Here is a 20,169-nt window from a genome sequence, read left to right on the forward strand (position 1 = left end):
ACGAAGGCAGCAGGAAGAAATTCGTTTAGGCTGGAAATGACTTAATTACTATCTTCTTCGAACTATTCATTTTTTATTGAAAGTGAGGGTGAGAAGATTCGCTATGCCATTGAAGGATACAAAAAATTTAAAATAATGGATCATAAAATGATCACCATTAATAATTCGGAACAGGATACAATTTTACTCTGTTTCACAATGATAAGATATGGCTTAGCACATGGCAATTATGTTTTTTGAAATGGTTGAAGAGAAAATACTAATTAACCGCTTGGAGGGATGTTAATGGAATATTTGCTCGTTTTAGTCAGTTTCTTTATTCTCTATGAACTTATAAAAACGAAAAATGAAGTTGCTGAATTAAATGAAGTGGTGAAAGAGCTGAAGGATCTATTATCAAGCATTGAAAAGCGCCGTTAAGTCCAAAGTAGATAAAGTAATCGGCTCGAAACCTCTCGAAACTTAGTAGTGAGAATGTGTTTGTTACAGACGCTTGGAGAGCCTACAAGACGTATGTTAAAGAAAAAGGGCTGGAACATTACCGAATTAAATCCGATGATGATAAACACGTCATTAAAGGCATCTATCATATTCAAAATGTCAATGGCTTCCACAGCCGTCTGAAACAATGGATGGACCGCTTCAAAGGAGTTGTAAGTAAATACCTTGAAAACTACTTCGATTGGTTCTTGTTCGTAGATAAACGAGGATATGAAACCACAAAGTAGAATATTAAAGACATGCTTTTATTTTCTTTCTTAAAATGAATGAATCTAATCGTTCATTGAGGAAATCTTCATTTAAAATTTCATAGTCAAAGAATAGCCAAGTTTGAGGGGGGCTAATTATAAATATTATAAATAACGTCTTACTTAGAAATGTGGTTTCATTGTGTTTATTCGTGTCACTTATTATCTTGCTACAAACGAATAACTACCTATTTATGAGCATATGGGGATTTTGTGCTATTTTTCTTTTTGTTACTTCTGATAAGTTTATGAGATTATTTATTCTCACAAATATATTATTTGGCATCGGATTCTTTATTTATTTGTATGTGACTTCTCATTGGATTTTAAATTTTCAATCAAGAGAATCGCATATATTTTTCAACAGGTTGTCGTTGCTTTTTATTCTGATTCCGTTATTCGCATTATCTCTCTTTTACAAATTTCCGTTCGTACGGTATTGGGAAAAACCACAATGGAACGAGTTCATTTATTTCCCATTTATATGGTCAGGTTTTCACCAAACAAAAGTAAAATTTTTTCTTCTCATAGCATTAACAATCAACGTCTTTACCTTTATGCCATTTGCTATTCGAAACGGATGGTCCTTAATCCAAGAAGTTTGGTTATTAACTATTATATTTTCAATTACAAACGCAGTGCTTGAAGAGGTAATTTGGAGAGGAACTCTTTTAAGTCGTTTTTCAGAGCAATTAGGTGAAAAATGGGCAGTTGTGATAACAAGTTTGGGATTTGGATTGCAGCATTATTCACTTGGATTCCCTTGGGGTATTTGTATTGCTTTCTCTCTGGGAGGATTGTTTTATGGAGGAATTACTATCCAATCTAGAAGCATTATTCCTTCAATGATATGGCATATGGCTCTAAATATCCTTATGGTTTTCAGTGGTTTAATATTTTGAAATAAAAGATTGATAAAAAAGAGTTTTATATACGAACTCTTTTTTATCAAAAATCAACATTATTCATTAACGGAGCTATAGAAATAAAGAATAGTTTTATAAACAATAAAAATATTATGTTAACAAAAAATAAAAATAGTGCTTTTTATGCACTATAAGATTATGTTCTTCTATATGAATATTTTTTACTTAATAACCTTCATGGCTGACCCGAATGTTTCTAACATTCTCTTTGCATTTGTCAATGGTATCTTTACTGATGCGGACTTCTAATATATCATTTTCAAAATATGCTCGAACGTCTCTATCTGTCAATGTAAAAGGCAGTTGAACACTCCTTTCTTTATAATCGTTATTTTGTTCGTATGCTTGAATAATCGCTGTGTTATTATGACATTTTACTTTAATTTGATTGACTGTGCAAAGAGGGAGGTTTGCCTCGATTATATAATGTTCCTCGGTTTCAAAAACGTCAACTCGGAATATTGTTTCATCTAAATAATCGGTAAAAGGGTCGGCGAGCAAAATTTCTAGCCATTTCTCGAATTCATTTGGTTCTTTTTTACTTCCCATTATAAAAACTCCCTCCGCATGATTGAAAAAGCTTTGCTATTAGCTATCATATGCGGAATGCTCTTACATGGTTCGCGGCGGGAGTCTTATTTTTTGAAGTCTGTCATATAGCATTTTTTCCGAGAAGTCTCCTGCCTCTAAATGGAGTGGAGGTGGGAGAGGTTCATTTACATATCATGTCCAGAATTATGTTTCTGTCGAGTATGGTTATGGTTCTTCACTTTTTTTGAACCGCTTAACGGCTCAGGCTGTCCCGGATTATCGCCCTTTGGCGCGTTTTTACGTATATCCTTGCCGGTGTTTTTGTTTGACATAGAATTATTCCCTCCTTCATTTATTAGAATGATGTATTTTAAAGGAATTATTCGTGTATAAATCTTCTTTTGATTTGAAACGATATAAATGCGACATGCCACGATGAAGGAGTGAAAAACTGTGCCATATCATAAAGACAAACAACAGGCGTTTCAAGCGGCGCAACAAGGAACAATGGAAGCGAAAGAATGGTATGAGAATCTTGTACATGATCGTGCCGATTATGGAAGCCAATTGAAGCATTTAAAACAAGAAGTGAACGAAGCGTTTGAACAAATCAATAACGCATTAGAAGTGGCTTCTGAAACACAACGGGCTCAGCTTGAACAATTTCGCAGCGATTTAGAGGCAATTGTCTCTGAAGTTAATCAAACTGAATAGAGGTAAGAAGCAAATGGCTGACCGATAAGTGTCTGACACTTTTCTTTTTGGTCAGCCTTTTTGTTGTTCCTTCTATGAACTTTAAAGCAGCGCTGGATGTCTAAACCGCTTGATTATTGGTTCTTTTTTCTTTTTTTATTGTTTTGGCGTTGTTCTTCTGTGAGCGGCTCATTGGCAAATTCTTCGTTATAGCCTGCCCCCATTCCTTGTGCGCTTGCATCATTCATTCCAGGAATGACGTGATTTGCTTTACGTTTTGCCATATTGATCACCTCCTACTTTTATTGTGTACCTTCATAAGAAAAATTTATCACTATTTATAAGAAAATTATGCTGGAACAATCTCATGATAATTATTTACATATGTAGAGCATTGTAATAAGATAAAAGCGTAGGAATTTTGTGGGTTTTGGGAGAATTCATTCTATTTTTTCGACTTTGTAGCGAAAAAATAGTATAGTATTAAATGAGGGGGTAATACATATGGCAAAACAAGATGTTTTTAAAGCGCGTGCCTCTTTTGAAGTAAACGGTAAAAAGTATAACTATTACCGTTTACAAGCTCTTGAAGAGGCTGGTATTGGAAAAATTTCACGTCTACCATATTCTATTAAAGTATTACTTGAATCTGTATTGAGACAAGTAGACGGCCGTGTCATTACAAAAGAGCATGTTGAAAATCTTGCAAAATGGGGGACAGATGAATTAAAAGATATTGATGTTCCTTTCAAACCATCACGCGTTATTTTGCAAGATTTTACTGGCGTTCCGGCTGTCGTTGACTTAGCGTCTATGCGTAAAGCAATGGCAGATATAGGCGGAGATCCATATAAAATTAACCCAGAAATTCCTGTCGATCTTGTTATTGACCACTCTGTTCAAGTTGATAAAGCGGGAACAGATGATGCGCTTGAGTACAACATGAACTTAGAATTTGAGCGCAACGCAGAGCGCTACAAGTTTTTAAACTGGGCACAGAAAGCGTTTAACAACTATCGTGCTGTACCTCCTGCAACAGGTATCGTTCACCAAGTAAACTTAGAATACTTGGCAAACGTTGTACATGCTGTTGAAGATGAAAATGGTGAGTATGAAGCGTTCCCAGATACGCTTGTTGGTACAGACTCCCATACAACAATGATTAACGGTATCGGTGTGCTTGGATGGGGTGTCGGCGGTATTGAAGCAGAAGCTGGTATGCTTGGACAACCTTCTTACTTCCCGGTACCTGAAGTCATCGGCGTGAAATTAACAGGTAAATTGCCGAACGGTACGACAGCAACTGACCTTGCGTTAAAAGTAACGCAAGTGCTTCGTAAAAAAGGTGTTGTCGGCAAGTTCGTTGAATTCTTTGGTCCAGGTGTGGCAACATTGCCTCTTGCAGACCGTGCAACGATTGCGAACATGGCTCCGGAGTATGGTGCGACATGTGGTTTCTTCCCGGTTGATGAAGAAGCGCTTGAATATTTACGTTTAACAGGTCGCGATGAGCATCATGTTCAAGTTGTTGAGGCATACTGCAAAGCGAATGGCTTGTTCTATACACCAGATGCGGAAGAGCCAATCTTTACAGATGTCGTAGAAATCAATCTTTCTGAGATTGAACCAAATCTTTCAGGACCAAAACGTCCGCAAGACTTAATTCCGCTTTCTAAAATGAAAGCAGCATTCCGTGAAGCTGTAAAAGCTCCACAAGGAAACCAAGGCTTCGGCTTAACGGAAGCAGATCTTGACAAACAAATCACTGTGAAGCTCTCCAGCGGAGAAGAAGTTACGATGAAAACAGGAGCAATTGCCATTGCCGCTATTACAAGCTGTACAAATACATCAAACCCATTTGTATTAATCAGTGCAGGCTTAGTGGCGAAAAAAGCGGTTGAAAAAGGTTTGCAAGTTCCAAAATACGTAAAAACATCATTAGCTCCTGGTTCAAAGGTTGTCACAGCATACTTACAAAATTCCGGCTTGCTTCCATATTTAGAGCAAATCGGCTTTAATATTGTCGGTTACGGTTGTACGACATGTATAGGTAACTCAGGACCGTTAGCTCCTGAATTAGAAAAAGCAATCGCAGAGAATGATTTGCTTGTGACAAGCGTGCTTTCAGGTAACCGTAACTTCGAAGGACGCATTCACCCGCTTGTAAAAGGTAACTACTTAGCGTCACCACCGCTTGTTGTGGCATACGCTTTAGCGGGTACAGTTGACATTGACTTATTAAATGAGCCAATCGGTAAGGACAAAGACGGTAATGACGTATACTTCAACGATATTTGGCCGTCAATGGATGAAGTAAAAGAAGTGGTGAAACAAACAGTAACACCTGAATTATTCCGTAAAGAATATGAGCGCGTGTTCGATGACAATCCTCGCTGGAATGCGATTAAAACGACAGATGAACCGCTCTATCAGTGGGACGAAGATTCCACATACATTCAAAACCCGCCGTTCTTTGAAGGTTTATCTCCAGAAGCGGGCGAAGTTAAGCCGCTTAAAGGCTTGCGCGTAGTTGGAAAATTCGGTGATTCTGTAACAACAGACCATATCTCACCAGCAGGTTCTATCGGTGTGAACACACCAGCTGGTCAATATCTCATCTCTAAAGGTGTAGATCCAAAAGATTTCAACTCTTACGGTTCTCGCCGCGGTAACCATGAAGTGATGATGCGCGGTACATTCGCAAACATCCGTATCCGCAACCAAATTGCACCAGGAACAGAAGGCGGCTATACAACATACTGGCCAACAGGAGAAGTGTTGTCTATTTACGATGCATGCATGAAATATAAACAAGAGGGCACAGGTCTTGTTGTAATTGCAGGAAAAGACTACGGAATGGGAAGCTCACGCGACTGGGCAGCAAAAGGTACGTTCCTGCTTGGCATTAAGACAGTCATCGCAGAAAGCTTCGAGCGTATCCACCGTTCGAACCTTGTGCTCATGGGCGTGTTGCCATTGCAGTTTAAAGAAGGCGAAAACGCAGATACGCTTGGTTTAACTGGTAAGGAAGTATTCGAAGTGCACATTGACGAAAATGTAAAACCGCGTGATTATGTCAAAGTAACAGCGACAAACCCAGAAACAGGTGAAGTGAAAGAGTTTGAAGTATTAGTTCGCTTCGACAGCGAAGTGGAAATTGACTACTATCGCCATGGCGGTATTTTACAAATGGTATTGCGCGAAAAACTAAATACGGTAACAAGAAAAGCGTAGTCGCCGCAATTAGCGCTCGTATAAAGAATAAGCAGGCATGTTTTGACATGCCTGCTTATTTCGTGTTGCTTCGTTTCGCTTCGTTTTCTAATTCGCTTTTTGGATCAGGCGTAAATGTTGCATCTTGCCCAAATCCTTGTGGATTCACACCTGGAGCTTTTGTGCCGCGGTTTGTTCCACCGTTTTTCGCCATATTACTCACCTCAGAAAATAGTGTTGCCTGATTAGAGAAAAATATGTTTTGTATAGTGAATTTTATTAAGCGAAACACTATTCATGAGGTGAAAAATCAATGAATAAAACTCTAAGGACCGCATTGTTCACCATTGGACTAGCACAGTTTTTGAAAATACCAATGAAACAACTAAAAACGGGAAAATGGGATTGGAGCCTGTTTTTCGAAACAGGGGGAATGCCGAGTTCGCATTCAGCTGGAGTATCATCACTTGCCACGTACATTGCGCTTAAACGGGGAATTCGTACCATCGATTTTGCGCTTGCTACTTTGTTTGGCTTAATTGTCATGTATGATGCGCAAGGTGTTCGTCGCCAAGCAGGGGAGTTGGCGATTCAATTCAATAGTTTAGCTGAGGAAGTAAAAAAACTTGAAAACGATCCGAAACAACATGTATATGAGCGAAAGAAAGAACGAATTCGTGAACGGCTCGGGCATCAGCCGATTGAAGTCATTGGTGGAGCGCTGTTAGGGATATTGACTGGAGCGATCGCCTATTTCCTCGACCGAAAATTTTAAGTTTATATAGCGATAACGGCGAAAATGCGTTAAGATGAGAAAGGGAGAGAAGACATTGTAAGAGCGGGGAATGACTAGTGAGACAAAAGAGACAGACTCTTGATGAATACATCGCTTTTTTAGAAAGTAAAGGGTTTCATTTTCGCGAGGATGCTCTTGGCTTTATACAATTCGGGAAACAGTATACGGGTGCGGAAGATGGTCTTGCTGCTATTGCACTTGAAATGACTTTAAAGGCACAAAAGCAATTCGATGGCAGTTTTTATATATCATTATTAGAGCAGCTGAAGCAGCAAAAAATAGCAACACGAAAACAGGCAATCGCATTTATGAAAGAAAAAGGATTATTATAAGAAAAAGGCTGACCTATAAGTGTCAGCCTCTTATTGTGTCATTTGCCGGTTGGAAGAAAACTTTTTTCGAATCGAAAAAGAAATTGGCAACTCAGCTAAAATCATCCCAAGCAAAATCAATAAGCAGCCGATAAGAGCCGATGTTGTCAATCGTTCATTTGCCCATATGTAAGCGGTTAATGCCGCAAATACTGGCTCCATTGCGAAAATCAGGGCAACGCGTGTCGCTGTCGTATATCTTTGAAAATTGGTTTGCACTAAAAAAGCAAACGCTGTAGCAAGCAATGAAGTAATTAATAAGGCTGACCATACTTCCGCTTTTTGCAATACGGCTCCATTCAACATTTGCGTCCAGTCTTCAAAAAAGAAGGCGGAAATGACGCAGAATATAGCCGCGGTAAAAATTTGTGTGATGGTTAATAATAAGGTTGGAAACTGAGAAGAATATTTTCCTGTCATCACAATGTGCATGCCGAATGAAACAGCACATAAAAAAACAAGTAAATCCCCTTTGTTCACCGATAGCTCGCCGTTCATTGTCAATAAATACAGCCCGATGACAGCAATAAGTACACCGAATATGGCATTGGCTTTCGGTTTTTGTTTCAATAGGAAAAAAGCGAACAAAGGAACTAAGACAACACTCAGTCCGGTGATAAAAGCTGCTTTTGATGAAGTGGTGTACAATAAGCCAATCGTTTGAAATGCATAGCCGCTAAAAAGCCAAAAGCCCATAAATGCACCGGAAAGCAGCAATGAAACGTTCCACATTTTTAATTGCGGACGATGAAAGATCAGAAGCCATGTCAGTAAAAACAAACCGGCGAGCAAAAAGCGCACGCCGTTAAACGAAAGAGGTTCAAGAAACGAGATAGCGTTTTGCACAAGGACAAATGTTGCCCCCCATATAAAGGCAACAAACAAAAGACACGTATCCGCAACCCATTGTTTTTTCATCATCGATCCCCTTATTTATTGATTTAGTTGTATCGCTTTGCGCGCCAACTCATCAGCAACATGATTTTGCTTGCTTGGAATCCATTTAAGGAAAAATAAATCAAGCTGTTTTGCCAATGTTAATGCCTCATCAAGGAGAGGAGCATATTTTTCATTTTTCATATACTCTTTCTCTACTGCTCGGTCAACCAATTGCGAATCTGTGCGGAATGAAACCATTCGATATCCTTTTTTTAAGCAAATTTCTAACCCTTTAATAAGGGAATATAGTTCTGCTTCATGGTTGGACATCGTGCCGAGCGGAATTGAATAACGCTCTACCGTCCCGTTTACTTTTATAAAAACGCCGGCACCAGATGGACCAGGGTCTCCAGCACTTGCACCGTCAATATATACCTCAATCAAACATCGATTCCCCCAATAGATGATATTTGTGTTAATGCTAGTTTAGCATATTTGTAGAAAAATGAATATCTCTCTTTTTGGAAATCTTTTGTCAATATACACAAAAGGTGTACCTAAAACGGTGATGATCCATTTCAATCTATAAGCTATAAGGAGCAAAAGAAAATTTTCCAAAAAACACCTAGAAAAGAAGGCGTTGTTATGAATCTAAGCCATTCGTTAAACATCTATTTCCCACTTGTGTAGTATAATAAAATATACTGGATGCCGCGTTATACTTCGTTCTGTTGTAAGTGGCACGAATAATGAAAGGGAAACAAGGAACAATGAGGATAAGTTGCTAATGATGGTAAGTAAAATTCGAAACTATGGCGGAAGGATGAACCAATGGTGAATGTTATCATTCAATGGAAATATGTTAGCCGGAAAAAACAAGAAATTGTGCTTACATCCGATTTGTTGCCGGCAGAGAAAGCATTGATTCTTGCCGAAGACTTTGAAAAAACCGGGCGCGTTAAAGAATTATTGTTTATCGATGAACAGAAGACGAGCTGGACGAAAAAAGAATTAACAAAGTTATTGAAAGAGTTAGAAACAGAGCCTCATGATATTATTGCTTATTTTGATGGCGGTTTTGATAAACAGACACAAAAAGCTGGAGTCGGCACGGTCATTTATTATAAGCAAAATAACCAGCGCTACCGTTTGCGTGCCAATCGGATGCTTGATGAAATCGAATCCAATAATGAAGCCGAATATGCGGCGTTTTGGTTTACTGTTCAGCAATTAGAAGAAATGGGTGTTCATCACTTGCCTGTTACGTTTCGCGGCGACTCCCAAGTTGTACTAAACCAGTTATCCGGTGAATGGCCTTGTTTTGAGGACAATTATAATGCGTGGTTGGACAGGATTGAAGCAAAGCTTGCCGAATTAGGAATAAAAGCGATGTTTGAGCCAATTTCGCGCAAACAAAATAGTGAAGCTGATAAGCTTGCAACTCAAGCATTAGAAAACATTTTGATTACAAGTACACTTGAGCTAAATGAGAAAGGGTAGAGAACATTTGATGGATAAAGGACATAAAGCAAATGAACGAAAAGAAATATTAGCGAAATTAAACGAAATTCATGATCTGTACTGTGAAGGATGCTTTTTGAAAGCAACGTTTCGGAAAGAGTTTGGAAAAACGTATGCGCAGTCATTTTGTATCAATCAATGTACGATAGGAGAAATGATTAAGCGATATGGGGAGAAACTGACAGGAGTTTCGCGAACATAAAGTAAAACTTCATCAGTGGGACTCCATCCCTATGGATGTAATTTATCGTACTTCTAGCGTCCGTAAGACTCCTACCTGTAGAGGTGGGGGTCTTACGGGCGATTAGAACGGGATAAACAACGGGCTCCCTTATAAATGTCTGACCTCACACCCATTCCACAATCGGTCGTTTCGTTATTTATCATTGTGTTAGGGGAATCTGACATTTTTGCTTTAGGGTCAGCCTCACTGTTTCTTAATCGATTTCAAAAAGCCTATTAAAAAAGGGTATTTATTTAAGTGCTTCATTTAACTGGTGCTCTGCCTGCTGCAATTCCTGTTCACAGCGGCGTAAAAATTCTTCATCAACCCCAGTTGCTTGATGCCGCGCTTCAGCAAGACGTGCATGAGCATCAGAGACCGCTTGTTTTGCTCCATCCAACATATCTTTGTCAAGGCTCATCGTTGCCGAACCGACCATCTTTTGTGCTGTTTTTATTGACATTTCCACTTGCATCAAATCGTTATAGCCGGAATGAATCTCTCGTTTCATCTGTTTCCACCTCCTGGTGAATAGTGTTTGTCAGCCTATACAGGAATATGCTAAAAATGCAAAAAGAGACCGGCGAAATGCCAGTCTCTTGTAAAGCTACCGATTATATATGAACGTTTGATTATAATTTTACAACGTTAGCAGCTTGAGGTCCACGATTTCCTTGAACGATTTCAAAAGAAACAGCTTGGCCTTCTTCTAATGTTTTGTAACCTTCACCTTGGATTGCTGTGAAGTGAACGAATACATCGTCTCCGCCTTCAACTTCAATGAAACCGTAACCTTTTTCATTGTTAAACCATTTTACTTTACCGTTTTGCATAATACTGAATCCTCCTAATACCTTTAGCACCTTATTGCTAATTTGAAATTTTTATCAAATAACGGAATATATTTCACAACAATCTAAGGTGAATGAAACAGGATGAGTTGTAAAGATATATTCTGTTAAATGATGTTTTTACTATACACTAATAAGGCGTTGACGTCAAGTCGAAGAGGCAAGTTTTTACAAAAAAATAAAAACATTCATGACAATCTGTAACAATCGGATGAGGATGAAGGCAGGATTCTCTCCTTGTATTGTCTAATTTCTTATTGAAGGATAAGAAGTACGTATGCATAAACAGAAACGACCATACATTAATCATAGGAGAAAAAAAGGGGGAAGCTGCATGTACCGTGGGGAAATCGGAGGAAAAGAAGTGATTATTCGTTTAGGAAAAAGAGTGGCAAAGAGCGGTTTAGATCATAAAAAAATATATCAAATGGTGCTTTCTTACGGTGAGGCCGTTTTTGAAAAAGGAAAAGAATCATTTTGTATCTATAATGATAAACTCGGTGTCATCGTTGCTGAAGTGGAACAAAATGATATTCCTGTTATTCGTGTCGATTACTTCATTCAACATGAAAATGTATATGAGTGATACTGAAATGCGACTTTTTACAATAAATTTCCGCACTAGGTCTTTTATTGGTTGACAAATCTTCTTGAATTGAATAGATTGTGAAGCAGATAAATATTATGCAATATCAAAGGGCGTCGGGTGTTGTTCCCGAAACAAAGTCGTTTTTCATCGGCGTTGTTGACATGAAACGCATCTAGCAAGACCTTTGCCTATGAGGGAAGGCATAGGTCTTTTTTGTTCGATAAAGTGCAACTTCATCAGTGGGGGTCTCCATCCCCACAGATGTTTGTTGAACTTATCGCCCTTCTAGCGTCCGTTATCTCCGGCCTGTAGAGCCGGGAGTCTCATAGACGGTTAGAACGGGATAAAAAGCAAGGAGAGGAGTGGGGATATGCTATTAAGGAGAATGATGTCCAAATTAGGAGTCGGTTCGGCGCATGTTGATTTAATTTTAAATAAGAAAGTGTATAAAGCAGGGGATTTCATTGAAGGGAAAGTGCAAATTCACGGCGGAACAGTGGAACAAAAAGTAAATAAGCTTGATGTTGATTTGATTCGAAAAACGATTTTCGATGGCAAAGAAGAAACGGATATAGTAGCAACCATTCCCGTTAGCGATGAGTTTATCATTCATGAAAACGAAAAAAAGGTATTGCCTTTTCGCTATCAATTGCCTGAAAACATCGTTCCATCACAAACGGGAATTTCTTATCGCTTCGTGACACGACTTGATATTGAAGACGGTGTGAATACGCTGGACTTTGATTATATTCAAATTGTCAATGAATCATGAGGCTGACCTAAAGCAAGTGTCAGTCCCCACAATCGAGTGACGTATGGAGGGGAGACACTTATAGGTCAGCTCTTTTTGTATTCTGAAAGAGGAAAAAAACTTTGTTTAGTGAATAGGATTAGACAATGAAATGTTTGTAGGAGGGGAAATCTGTGAGCGAAAGGTTTATTGATGTATACCGAACATTTTTACAATTAATCGAAAGAAAAGAATGGACAAAAGCGTTAACGATTGCTGAGCAGGCTGAGATTTTCTATCCGGATAAAAGCCACTATACAAGTTTTTGGAAGTCGTGTTTGTTGGCAAAACTTCACCGCCTGAAAGAAGCGTTAGCGCAGTTAAAATCAGCCATTCAGGAAGGCATCTGGTGGAACCCGGAAACGTTATTAAACGAAGAAATGTTCCATTCGATTCAACAGGATGAAGAATTTCAACAAATCGTACAAATTTGCAAGCAGTGTTTTCACGAACAACAAAACAAAGCCCAACCCGCACTTTACGTAATCGGAAACAACAAAAATAGGGAAGCGATTTTTTCATTACATTGGCGTGGAGATAACGCATTCGATTTTGCGGAATATTGGAAAGACGAAAAATTGCTTGAACAACATATCTTCGGTTTTCCGCAATCGTCGCAAGTCCGTGGTTATCAAACCTTTTGCTGGGATGATAAGAAAACGGCAATGAAAGATATCGAATCTTTATATCACCTTTTTCAAAACCGTTATTTAACGAATGAAAATGAAGTGATATTAGCTGGTGCTTCACAAGGCGGTAAGCTTGCAATCGAGTTAGCATTAGCTCATCCGGCTATAAAAGTAAAAGGATTTATCGCAGTTGTTCCAGCCATAAAGGACTTAGATGAATTTATTCAACTATTTGCCGCAAGAGAAATTCGCAACGTTCCCGGCTATATCATTACGGGGCGGAAAGATCGGTTTTATGATAACACAGAAAAGCTATGCCGTTTGTTCCAGCATCATCACATCCAATGTGAATTATATGTTGATGAACAAGAAGGGCATATGTTTCCAAAACAGTTTCATAGTCTGCTGATGGAGGCAATTCATTTTATTAGAATAAAAGGTTGAAAACTGGAAAATGATTTTGTATTTTCAATAATATGAAAGTATCACTCATATGGTTAAAATGAGAGGAGATATAGATGAGTTTTCAAGGTCAAAAAATATTGCCAGCCGTTCGTTCGATGAAAGATTTTGATAAATTGTTAAAAATGAATTATCGTTATGGCGTCTTTTTGGATATACATATCAGCATGCTAAAAAGCGTCTATCAGTATGCGAAACAACATGAAAAGAACATGTTTCTTCATGTTGATTTAATTCATGGTTTGAAAAGCGATGAATATGCTGCAGAATATATATGTCAAGAGATCAAGCCATACGGTTTAGTTTCAACAAAGACCAACGTCATCACAAAGGCAAAACAAAAGGGAGTTTTGGCAATTCAGCGCGCTTTTATCATTGACTCAAGCGCGATGGAAACAAGCATTAAATTAGTGGAAAAAACGAATCCAGATTATATCGAAGTACTTCCAGGCGTTGTGCCGAAAGTCATTCAACAACTACGTGAGAGAACAGGAAAACCGATTTTTGCCGGCGGTTTAATTGAAAGAGCGGATGAAGTGGAAGAGGCAATCGCAGCCGGAGCATCAGCCATCACAACATCGAATGTGGAACTATGGAAATATTTTGAGCCAAGACAATAAATTTTTTCAATGACGTAGAAAAGTGATAAAAAATTCAAAAAAATATTGACAACGCTTTCAAATTCTATTATTCTTTTAATCAAGTTAATATGATTCGGGATGGAGAACGGGAGACTCATGCATTTTCCTTTATTAGGATATGTGTGAGTCTTTTTTGTTTCACTGTCCCATAAAACAAAGGGGGAAAAGAAATGACACCATTTATGGCTGAGCTTATCGGAACGGCTATGTTAATTGTTTTTGGTGCCGGAGTATGCGCGGGAGTCAGTTTAAAAAAATCGTTTGCGCAAAATTCAGGCTGGATTGTGATTACAATGGGATGGGGGTTAGGTGTAGCGGTAGCTGTCTATGCAGTTGGGCAATTTAGCGGCGCGCATCTGAATCCTGCTGTCACGCTGGCACTAGCGTTTAACGGTGATTTTCCGTGGGCCGATGTACCTGGGTATGTTTTGGCGCAGCTGTTGGGGGCTGTGATTGGAGCTGTGATTGTGTTTTTGCATTATTTACCGCATTGGAAGGAAACAGATGATGCCGGAACGAAATTAGGAGTATTTGCGACAGGTCCTGCTATCCCTCATTATTTTGCTAACTTATTAAGTGAAATAATCGGAACATTTATTTTAGTTGTTGCCATTTTATCGATAGGTGCTAACAAGTTTACGGAAGGATTAAATCCTCTCGTTGTTGGCTTTCTTATTGTTAGTATTGGTTTGTCATTAGGCGGTACAACAGGATATGCAATTAATCCAGCGCGAGACTTAGGTCCACGTATTGCTCATTTCTTGCTGCCGATACATGGAAAAGGGTCGTCAAACTGGAAATATGCATGGGTTCCAGTAGTGGGCCCTCTGCTTGGAGGTTCGTTTGGCGGATTATTTTACAAAGCGATTTTTCTCGGAAAAATAACGCCATCTTTTTGGTACGTATCAGCGGCTATGCTTATCGTACTTGCAATTACGTTTTCATACGAACGAAAAACAAAATCGCATTTACAATCGAAACGTGTAGCGCTGTAGCATTTAGCTACTAATATAAACTCAAAGGAGGAAGATAAAATGGAACAGTACATTCTTGCGTTAGACCAAGGTACGACAAGTTCACGTGCGATTTTATTTAACAAAAAAGGGGAAATCGTTCATATTGCACAAAAAGAGTTTACACAATATTTTCCAAAACCAGGATGGGTCGAGCATAATGCCAATGAAATTTGGGGCTCTATTCTTGCGGTGATTGCTACTGTCTTATCAGAAGTATCGATTAAGCCTGAACAAGTCGCGGCAATCGGTATTACAAACCAGCGTGAAACGACGGTTGTTTGGGATAAACATACCGGTCAGCCGATTTACAACGCGATTGTTTGGCAGTCACGGCAAACAGCGGACATTTGTGAACAACTAAAGAAACAAGGCTACGATGAGTTGTTTCGTGCGAAAACGGGTTTGTTGATTGATGCCTACTTCTCAGGAACAAAAGTGAAATGGATTTTAGATCATGTAGAAGGTGCCCGCGAAAAAGCAGAAAAAGGAGACTTGTTATTCGGGACCATCGACACTTGGCTCATTTGGAAGCTATCGGGCGGACGGGTTCATGTGACAGATTACTCGAATGCGTCAAGAACATTAATGTTTAATATCCATGAATTAACATGGGATGATGAATTGCTTAATATTCTTGGCGTGCCAAAAGCAATGCTTCCGGAAGTCCGTCCATCTTCGGAAGTATACGCAAAAACGGTTCCATACCATTTCTTCGGACAAGAAATTCCAATCGCTGGAGCGGCCGGCGACCAGCAGGCAGCCTTGTTCGGGCAAGCATGTTTTGATGAAGGTATGGCGAAAAATACGTATGGCACAGGCTGCTTTATGTTAATGAACACAGGCAAACAAGCTGTACAATCCAAGCATGGACTACTTACAACGATTGCCTGGGGAATCGATGGACAAGTGGAATATGCTCTTGAAGGAAGTATTTTCGTAGCGGGCTCAGCGATTCAATGGCTTCGTGATGGTTTGCGGATGATGAAGGAAGCGAAAGATAGCGAAGCCTATGCGGAGAGAGTGGAATCGACTGATGGTGTCTATGTTGTACCGGCATTTGTTGGGTTAGGCACTCCGTATTGGGACAGTGATGTACGTGGCGCTGTGTTTGGTTTAACACGTGGAACAACAAAAGAGCACTTCATCCGGGCTACATTAGAATCTCTAGCTTATCAAACAAAAGATGTATTAACAGCGATGGAAGCCGATTCAGGTATCGCTTTAAAAACGTTGCGTGTTGATGGCGGTGCGGTGAAAAACAACTTCCTTATGCAATTCCAAAGCGACGTATTAGGTGTACCTGTTGAACGCCCAGTTGTTAATGAAACGACTGCGTTAGGAGCAGCCTACTTAGCGGGGTTAGCGGTCGGCTATTGGAAAGATAGAAAGGAAATTGCAACCCAATGGAATTTAGATCGTCAATTCGAACCGAAAATGGAAAAAGAAACGCAAACAAAACTATATGAAGGTTGGAAAAAAGCTGTAAAAGCGGCAATGGCGTTTAAATAACGACATATCGTGCACTAGATGATGAAAAAGCCTTATCACCTAGTGCACAATTTATTTTCGGAAAAGAAAAAAGTTTTGAAATATCATTATATAGATGGTAATATTTAGATGGTGGAACAAGTATTACCATAAGAGAGAGTTATGCTGGTCATCTATGTTTACAAAATGGGTGCGCTAATATAGAAAAATTATGCATCTTGTCAAAAGTGGAGGAGAAACACAATGTTTTCGTACAAAATAGATGATGAAGTTTCACTACATTTATTGGAGAAGCATCATGCAGAAGAAGTGTTTGAGCTAGTCGATCAAAACCGAGCTTATTTGCGAGAGTGGCTTCCTTGGGTAGACAACATGACTTCACCGGAAGAATACCATACGATTCTTCCCATGTGGCTTCGGCAATTTGCGGATGGTAACGGATTTAACGCAGGGATTCGTTACAAAGGCAAATTAGTTGGCATGATTGGACTTCATGCGATTGATAGGGCAAACCGCAAGACAAGCATCGGTTAATTATATCACCGAAGAGGCGCAGGGGAAAGGCATTGTAACAAAAAGCGTAAAGGCGATCCTTGATTATGTGTTTCGTGAACTCGGACTTAATCGGGTTGAAATTCGCTGCGGTGTACATAACAAAAAAAGCCGTGCTATTCCTGAAAGGCTTGGTTTTGTCCAAGAAGGAATCATTCGCGACGGTGAATGGCTGTATGACCATTTTCATGACCTTGTTGTCTATAGCATGTTAGCGAAAGACTGGCTTGCCAACTCTGAGAAATAAATAGGCATCTATACATTTGCTAAAGCAAACTATCAAAAACGATCCAGTTTGTCCTTCTTTTTCTGCGTGGCGAAGCGGTACTTCAAGCACAATCGAAATGATGTCGACAACAGTGCCCAGCTTATGAATGCTTTGCACATGAATGGAGCCATTGTTCAAAAATAGGTTTCATTTGAAAGGCTGTCTCATGAGGAGTGACCTTACACATCACAAGATGAGGACCGCTTTGCTTTTGAGACAGCCTCTTTTACAATATGATTCTAGTTGATTCCTTTTTGTAACAACCGCTTTGCTTCCTCGCTTTTTAATGGTGGACTGATGAAGTAGCCTTGCGCTTCAACACATCCTCTATTAGCTAGATACTGCAGCTGTTTGTCATTTTCAACACCTTCAGCGATGACGTTCATATGAAGGTGTTGTGCCAGCGCAATAATCGTATCGGTAATCGCCCGACCATCGTGAGAATGCGGACAATCGCGGATAAACGATTGATCAATTTTTAATGTATCAACATCTAATCGTTTTAAATAGCCAAGCGACGAATATCCTGTGCCAAAATCATCGATGGACAGACGAACGCCTAAATCTTTGATGCGGCGCAAATTATTTAAAATGGTTGGTTCATTATAAATCATCATATTTTCAGTAATCTCAAGCTCCAGCCATTCCGGAGAGGCTTTTAGATCTTTCAATGCCGCTTCCATTCTTTTTGCAAAATCTTGATCTTGCAACTCTTTGACGGAGACGTTGACAGCGATGCGAATCGGCTCCAATCCTTCTTGTATCCAAGCTTGTTGCTGTTTCAGCGCTTTTCGCACAATCGACTCGCCAATGGGAACAATCAAACCGCTTTCCTCAGCAAGCGGAATGAACTGATTTGGCGGGATCACACCCTGCTCAGGATGATACCAGCGAACGAGCGCTTCCATAGCGACGATCTTTTTTGTTAATACATTAATAATCGGTTGAAAGACAATCGAAAGTTCATTGTTTTTAATCGCTTTGCGCAAATCGCTCAGCAAAACGATATGTTCAACCGTTGGACGAGCGACTTCATTGGAATGGACATAATAGCCGTTTTTCCCGTTCCGCTTTGCTTCATACATCGCTACATCTGCGTGTTTCAGTAATGTTTCCGCATCGATTCCGTCATCTGGATAAAAAGCGATTCCGATGCTTGGAGTAATCAATAAATCGATATCGTTTATTTGAATCGGTTCCTCAAATATACGTAAAATCCGATGGGCGATATCGGTCGCTTCTTCCTTTGCTTGAATTGGCGTCAAAAGAATCGCAAACTCATCTCCACCCATTCTAAAAACGATTCCTTTATGCTGCATTTCTTCTTGTAAAATGGCCGCTACTTGCTGGAGTACGATGTCCCCAACCGTATGCCCAAGCGAATCATTCACATGTTTAAAGCGATCTAAGTCCATATACAATAAAGCGAATTTGCTTGACATTCGTTTCGCTTCTGAAATAGCTTTAGAAATATGTTCTTGAAACATTCGGCGGTTTGGCAATCCGGTTAACGCATCATAATAGGCCATTTCCCGGATGCGCTCACCATGTTCAACACGCTCAGTAATGTTTTTCGCAATGTTGAAAACGCCGGTGATTTGATTATTCACAACAATCGGAACAGAAGTGACAGTTAGATATAATAAATCATTATTTTTTGCGCGAATGCGGATATCGTAATGTTGTGAATCCCCTTTTGCTGCCTTCTTAAATAATTCGAGCGATTTATCTAAATCCTCAGGAATGACTAACGGTTGAAAATTCATTGTTAATAACTCTTCGCGGCTGTATCCGGAAATGTTGATGGCCGCTTGGTTGACGGAAGAAACCGAGCCGTCTAACTCTAATGAAAAAACCGCATCTTGATTATGTTCAAACAATGATTGATAGCGTTGTTTACTTTCAAGGAATTCCCTTTTCATTTTTGCTTGTTCAAGCGCAAGTCCTGCCCAAAGAGAAAAGGTGCGAATGAATTCCAAATCTTCTTCTGTCGGTTCGTATGCGTGGCGATGATAAATCGCAAAAGTACCAAGCACTTGTTTTGTCGACGAAAAAATCGGCATTGACCAGCAGGCGTATAACCCGTGTGCCAGCGCGAGGTGTTTAAAATCGTGCCAGCGCGGATCGGTTTCAATATTAGAGACAATAACCGGCTCTTCGTAAAAAGCGGCTGTTCCGCATGAACCGGCATTCGGCCCGATGGAAGAACCGTCAATCGCTTCAATATATTCTTTCGGCAAACTTGGTGCCGCTTTATGATAGAGACGTTTCTTATCTTCATCCAATAATAAAATCGAACAAACGACATCAGGATGAATCGTTTCGACGGTGCGTGCAAGTTCATGCAAGACGAGCGTTACGGAGATGCCTTGAGTGATTTTTTCAAGAATTCTTTTGTGCGCAGCTAACATTTGCTCATTCCTCTTATGCTTGGTAATGTCATAACAAGTAATAAGAAGGACGCTCTTTCCTTCTTCTGTTTGCGTAACGTGGACAAATTCTTTCATAAATAGCGAGAGTCCGTTTTTTGCCACTGTGCGAAACTCTAGTATATGCACGTTATTCGATTTAGTTTGTGAGAGATATTGCAGCTGTTTATGTATATCATCTTGATCTTCTTCATGTACAATCTTAAGAATCGAAAAGCCAATTAACTCCTCACGCTCATAGCCGAGACAATCTAAAGCAGAATCATTCACATCTATAATAATGCCTTCACAATCTAAAACAAACTGCATCGCAGGCACGAAAAAATGGTAGTCCCTATGGTTTGAGAGAATCATTACATACAACCCCAATCTAGCCAAAACGATGTTTTAGCTGTAGAAAAACAAATTTATAAAAAATATTGCACAATTATGCAAATGCAGGTAGGCATGACTATTTTATCATCATTTTTCGATTTTTGTAAAAAAAGTCGAAAATAATCATCAAAATGTTGGAAAGTGTATTTAAGTTTTTAGAATGGTTTTTATGAAAGA

General features: G+C 39.4%; 23 protein-coding genes and 2 pseudogenes. 16 read left to right on the forward strand and 9 right to left on the reverse strand.

The genetic code is table 11. The features are described 5' to 3' along the window. The first annotated feature begins 285 nt into the window (after positions 1–285). The 3 genes and pseudogenes from HNQ85_RS17805 (at position 286) to HNQ85_RS06080 (ending at position 1,651) form a co-directional block, all read left to right on the forward strand. Positions 286–420: a hypothetical protein gene (locus HNQ85_RS17805; RefSeq protein WP_281363424.1), complete on the forward strand. Its 135-nt coding sequence runs from the start codon at positions 286–288 to the stop codon at positions 418–420. Further along, positions 416–725, forward strand: a pseudogene (locus HNQ85_RS06075) (IS1595 family transposase); the annotation flags it as partial. The gene HNQ85_RS17805 and the pseudogene HNQ85_RS06075, both read left to right, overlap by 5 nt. A gap of 176 nt (positions 726–901) precedes the next feature. Then, positions 902–1,651 carry a CPBP family intramembrane glutamic endopeptidase gene (locus tag HNQ85_RS06080; protein ID WP_343046484.1) on the forward strand — a complete coding sequence of 250 codons (750 nt, stop codon included), beginning with the start codon at positions 902–904 and terminating at the stop codon, positions 1,649–1,651. A gap of 189 nt (positions 1,652–1,840) precedes the next feature. Here the strand turns inward: HNQ85_RS06080 and HNQ85_RS06085 are convergent, their stop codons facing one another. Beyond that, positions 1,841–2,224 carry an Hsp20/alpha crystallin family protein gene (locus HNQ85_RS06085; protein ID WP_181536862.1) on the reverse strand — a complete coding sequence of 128 codons (384 nt, stop codon included), beginning with the start codon at positions 2,222–2,224 and terminating at the stop codon, positions 1,841–1,843. A 167-nt stretch (positions 2,225–2,391) separates the two neighbouring features. Beyond that, complete coding sequence (locus tag HNQ85_RS06090) at positions 2,392–2,538, reverse strand: small acid-soluble spore protein P (RefSeq protein ID WP_181536863.1); 147 nt, start codon at positions 2,536–2,538, stop codon at positions 2,392–2,394. Positions 2,539–2,659: 121 nt separating this feature from the next. Between HNQ85_RS06090 and HNQ85_RS06095 the strand changes: the two genes are divergently transcribed. Then, the gene (locus HNQ85_RS06095; protein WP_181536864.1) at positions 2,660–2,920 is read left to right on the forward strand and encodes a hypothetical protein; all 261 of its coding nucleotides are present in this window, start codon (positions 2,660–2,662) and stop codon (positions 2,918–2,920) included. Positions 2,921–3,033: 113 nt separating this feature from the next. On the opposite strand, the gene sspO is transcribed toward HNQ85_RS06095, so the two are convergent. Next, entirely contained in the window at positions 3,034–3,183 is a 150-nt protein-coding gene (sspO, locus tag HNQ85_RS06100) for a small acid-soluble spore protein O (RefSeq protein ID WP_181536865.1), read from the reverse strand. Positions 3,184–3,403: 220 nt separating this feature from the next. Between sspO and acnA the strand changes: the two genes are divergently transcribed. Further along, positions 3,404–6,133, forward strand: coding sequence for an aconitate hydratase AcnA (gene acnA / locus HNQ85_RS06105; RefSeq protein WP_181536866.1), 2,730 nt, complete (start codon positions 3,404–3,406; stop codon positions 6,131–6,133). Between the two features lie 55 nt (positions 6,134–6,188). Here the strand turns inward: acnA and sspL are convergent, their stop codons facing one another. Then, positions 6,189–6,326 carry a small, acid-soluble spore protein L gene (gene sspL, locus HNQ85_RS06110; protein ID WP_181536867.1) on the reverse strand — a complete coding sequence of 46 codons (138 nt, stop codon included), beginning with the start codon at positions 6,324–6,326 and terminating at the stop codon, positions 6,189–6,191. Positions 6,327–6,425: 99 nt separating this feature from the next. On the opposite strand from sspL, the gene HNQ85_RS06115 reads away from it, so the two are divergent. Both HNQ85_RS06115 and HNQ85_RS06120 read left to right on the forward strand, forming a co-directional pair. Then, complete coding sequence (locus tag HNQ85_RS06115; RefSeq protein WP_181536868.1) at positions 6,426–6,887, forward strand: divergent PAP2 family protein; 462 nt, start codon at positions 6,426–6,428, stop codon at positions 6,885–6,887. Between the two features lie 77 nt (positions 6,888–6,964). Further along, positions 6,965–7,240 carry a DUF6123 family protein gene (locus tag HNQ85_RS06120; RefSeq protein ID WP_181536869.1) on the forward strand — a complete coding sequence of 92 codons (276 nt, stop codon included), beginning with the start codon at positions 6,965–6,967 and terminating at the stop codon, positions 7,238–7,240. Positions 7,241–7,270: 30 nt separating this feature from the next. Here HNQ85_RS06120 and HNQ85_RS06125 read toward each other — a convergent pair whose 3' ends face one another. Together HNQ85_RS06125 and HNQ85_RS06130 are read right to left on the reverse strand one after the other, a co-directional pair. Further along, entirely contained in the window at positions 7,271–8,197 is a 927-nt protein-coding gene (locus HNQ85_RS06125) for a DMT family transporter (RefSeq protein ID WP_181536870.1), read from the reverse strand. A 15-nt stretch (positions 8,198–8,212) separates the two neighbouring features. Further along, positions 8,213–8,602 (reverse strand): reverse transcriptase-like protein, encoded by a 390-nt coding sequence (locus HNQ85_RS06130; RefSeq protein ID WP_181536871.1) that lies wholly within the window; start codon positions 8,600–8,602, stop codon positions 8,213–8,215. 390 nt (positions 8,603–8,992) lie between these two features. On the opposite strand from HNQ85_RS06130, the gene HNQ85_RS06135 reads away from it, so the two are divergent. After that, entirely contained in the window at positions 8,993–9,658 is a 666-nt protein-coding gene (locus tag HNQ85_RS06135; RefSeq protein ID WP_181537011.1) for a reverse transcriptase-like protein, read from the forward strand. A 10-nt stretch (positions 9,659–9,668) separates the two neighbouring features. After that, positions 9,669–9,881 carry a zinc-finger domain-containing protein gene (locus HNQ85_RS06140; protein ID WP_181536872.1) on the forward strand — a complete coding sequence of 71 codons (213 nt, stop codon included), beginning with the start codon at positions 9,669–9,671 and terminating at the stop codon, positions 9,879–9,881. A 271-nt stretch (positions 9,882–10,152) separates the two neighbouring features. Here HNQ85_RS06140 and HNQ85_RS06145 read toward each other — a convergent pair whose 3' ends face one another. Together HNQ85_RS06145 and cspD are read right to left on the reverse strand one after the other, a co-directional pair. Then, positions 10,153–10,413, reverse strand: a complete 261-nt coding sequence (locus HNQ85_RS06145; protein WP_181536873.1) for a DUF2564 family protein — start codon at positions 10,411–10,413, stop codon at positions 10,153–10,155. A gap of 121 nt (positions 10,414–10,534) precedes the next feature. Then, on the reverse strand, positions 10,535–10,735 hold the full coding sequence (gene cspD, locus HNQ85_RS06150; RefSeq protein WP_003398931.1) for a cold-shock protein CspD: 201 nt from the start codon (positions 10,733–10,735) through the stop codon (positions 10,535–10,537). A 352-nt stretch (positions 10,736–11,087) separates the two neighbouring features. On the opposite strand from cspD, the gene HNQ85_RS06155 reads away from it, so the two are divergent. From HNQ85_RS06155 to HNQ85_RS06185, 7 genes and pseudogenes are all read left to right on the forward strand, one after another. After that, positions 11,088–11,339 carry a hypothetical protein gene (locus tag HNQ85_RS06155; RefSeq protein ID WP_181536874.1) on the forward strand — a complete coding sequence of 84 codons (252 nt, stop codon included), beginning with the start codon at positions 11,088–11,090 and terminating at the stop codon, positions 11,337–11,339. A gap of 373 nt (positions 11,340–11,712) precedes the next feature. Continuing rightward, on the forward strand, positions 11,713–12,114 hold the full coding sequence (locus tag HNQ85_RS06160; protein WP_181536875.1) for a sporulation protein: 402 nt from the start codon (positions 11,713–11,715) through the stop codon (positions 12,112–12,114). A gap of 152 nt (positions 12,115–12,266) precedes the next feature. Continuing rightward, positions 12,267–13,205, forward strand: coding sequence for an alpha/beta hydrolase (locus HNQ85_RS06165; RefSeq protein ID WP_181536876.1), 939 nt, complete (start codon positions 12,267–12,269; stop codon positions 13,203–13,205). Positions 13,206–13,279: 74 nt separating this feature from the next. Beyond that, positions 13,280–13,843 carry a glycerol-3-phosphate responsive antiterminator gene (locus tag HNQ85_RS06170; RefSeq protein ID WP_181536877.1) on the forward strand — a complete coding sequence of 188 codons (564 nt, stop codon included), beginning with the start codon at positions 13,280–13,282 and terminating at the stop codon, positions 13,841–13,843. A 191-nt stretch (positions 13,844–14,034) separates the two neighbouring features. Next, a complete protein-coding gene (locus HNQ85_RS06175; protein ID WP_181536878.1) occupies positions 14,035–14,859 on the forward strand; it encodes an MIP/aquaporin family protein in 825 nt (274 codons plus the stop codon). Positions 14,860–14,898: 39 nt separating this feature from the next. After that, positions 14,899–16,389, forward strand: a complete 1,491-nt coding sequence (gene glpK / locus HNQ85_RS06180) for a glycerol kinase GlpK (RefSeq protein ID WP_181536879.1) — start codon at positions 14,899–14,901, stop codon at positions 16,387–16,389. Positions 16,390–16,611: 222 nt separating this feature from the next. After that, positions 16,612–17,167 (forward strand): annotated as a pseudogene (locus HNQ85_RS06185) (GNAT family N-acetyltransferase). A 260-nt stretch (positions 17,168–17,427) separates the two neighbouring features. Here the strand turns inward: HNQ85_RS06185 and HNQ85_RS06190 are convergent. Continuing rightward, a complete protein-coding gene (locus HNQ85_RS06190) occupies positions 17,428–19,971 on the reverse strand; it encodes an EAL domain-containing protein (RefSeq protein ID WP_181536880.1) in 2,544 nt (847 codons plus the stop codon). Positions 19,972–20,169 lie beyond the last annotated feature (198 nt).

The organism is [Anoxybacillus] calidus, assembly GCF_013760845.1.
GTDB classification, from domain to species: domain Bacteria; phylum Bacillota; class Bacilli; order Bacillales; family Anoxybacillaceae; genus Paranoxybacillus; species Paranoxybacillus calidus.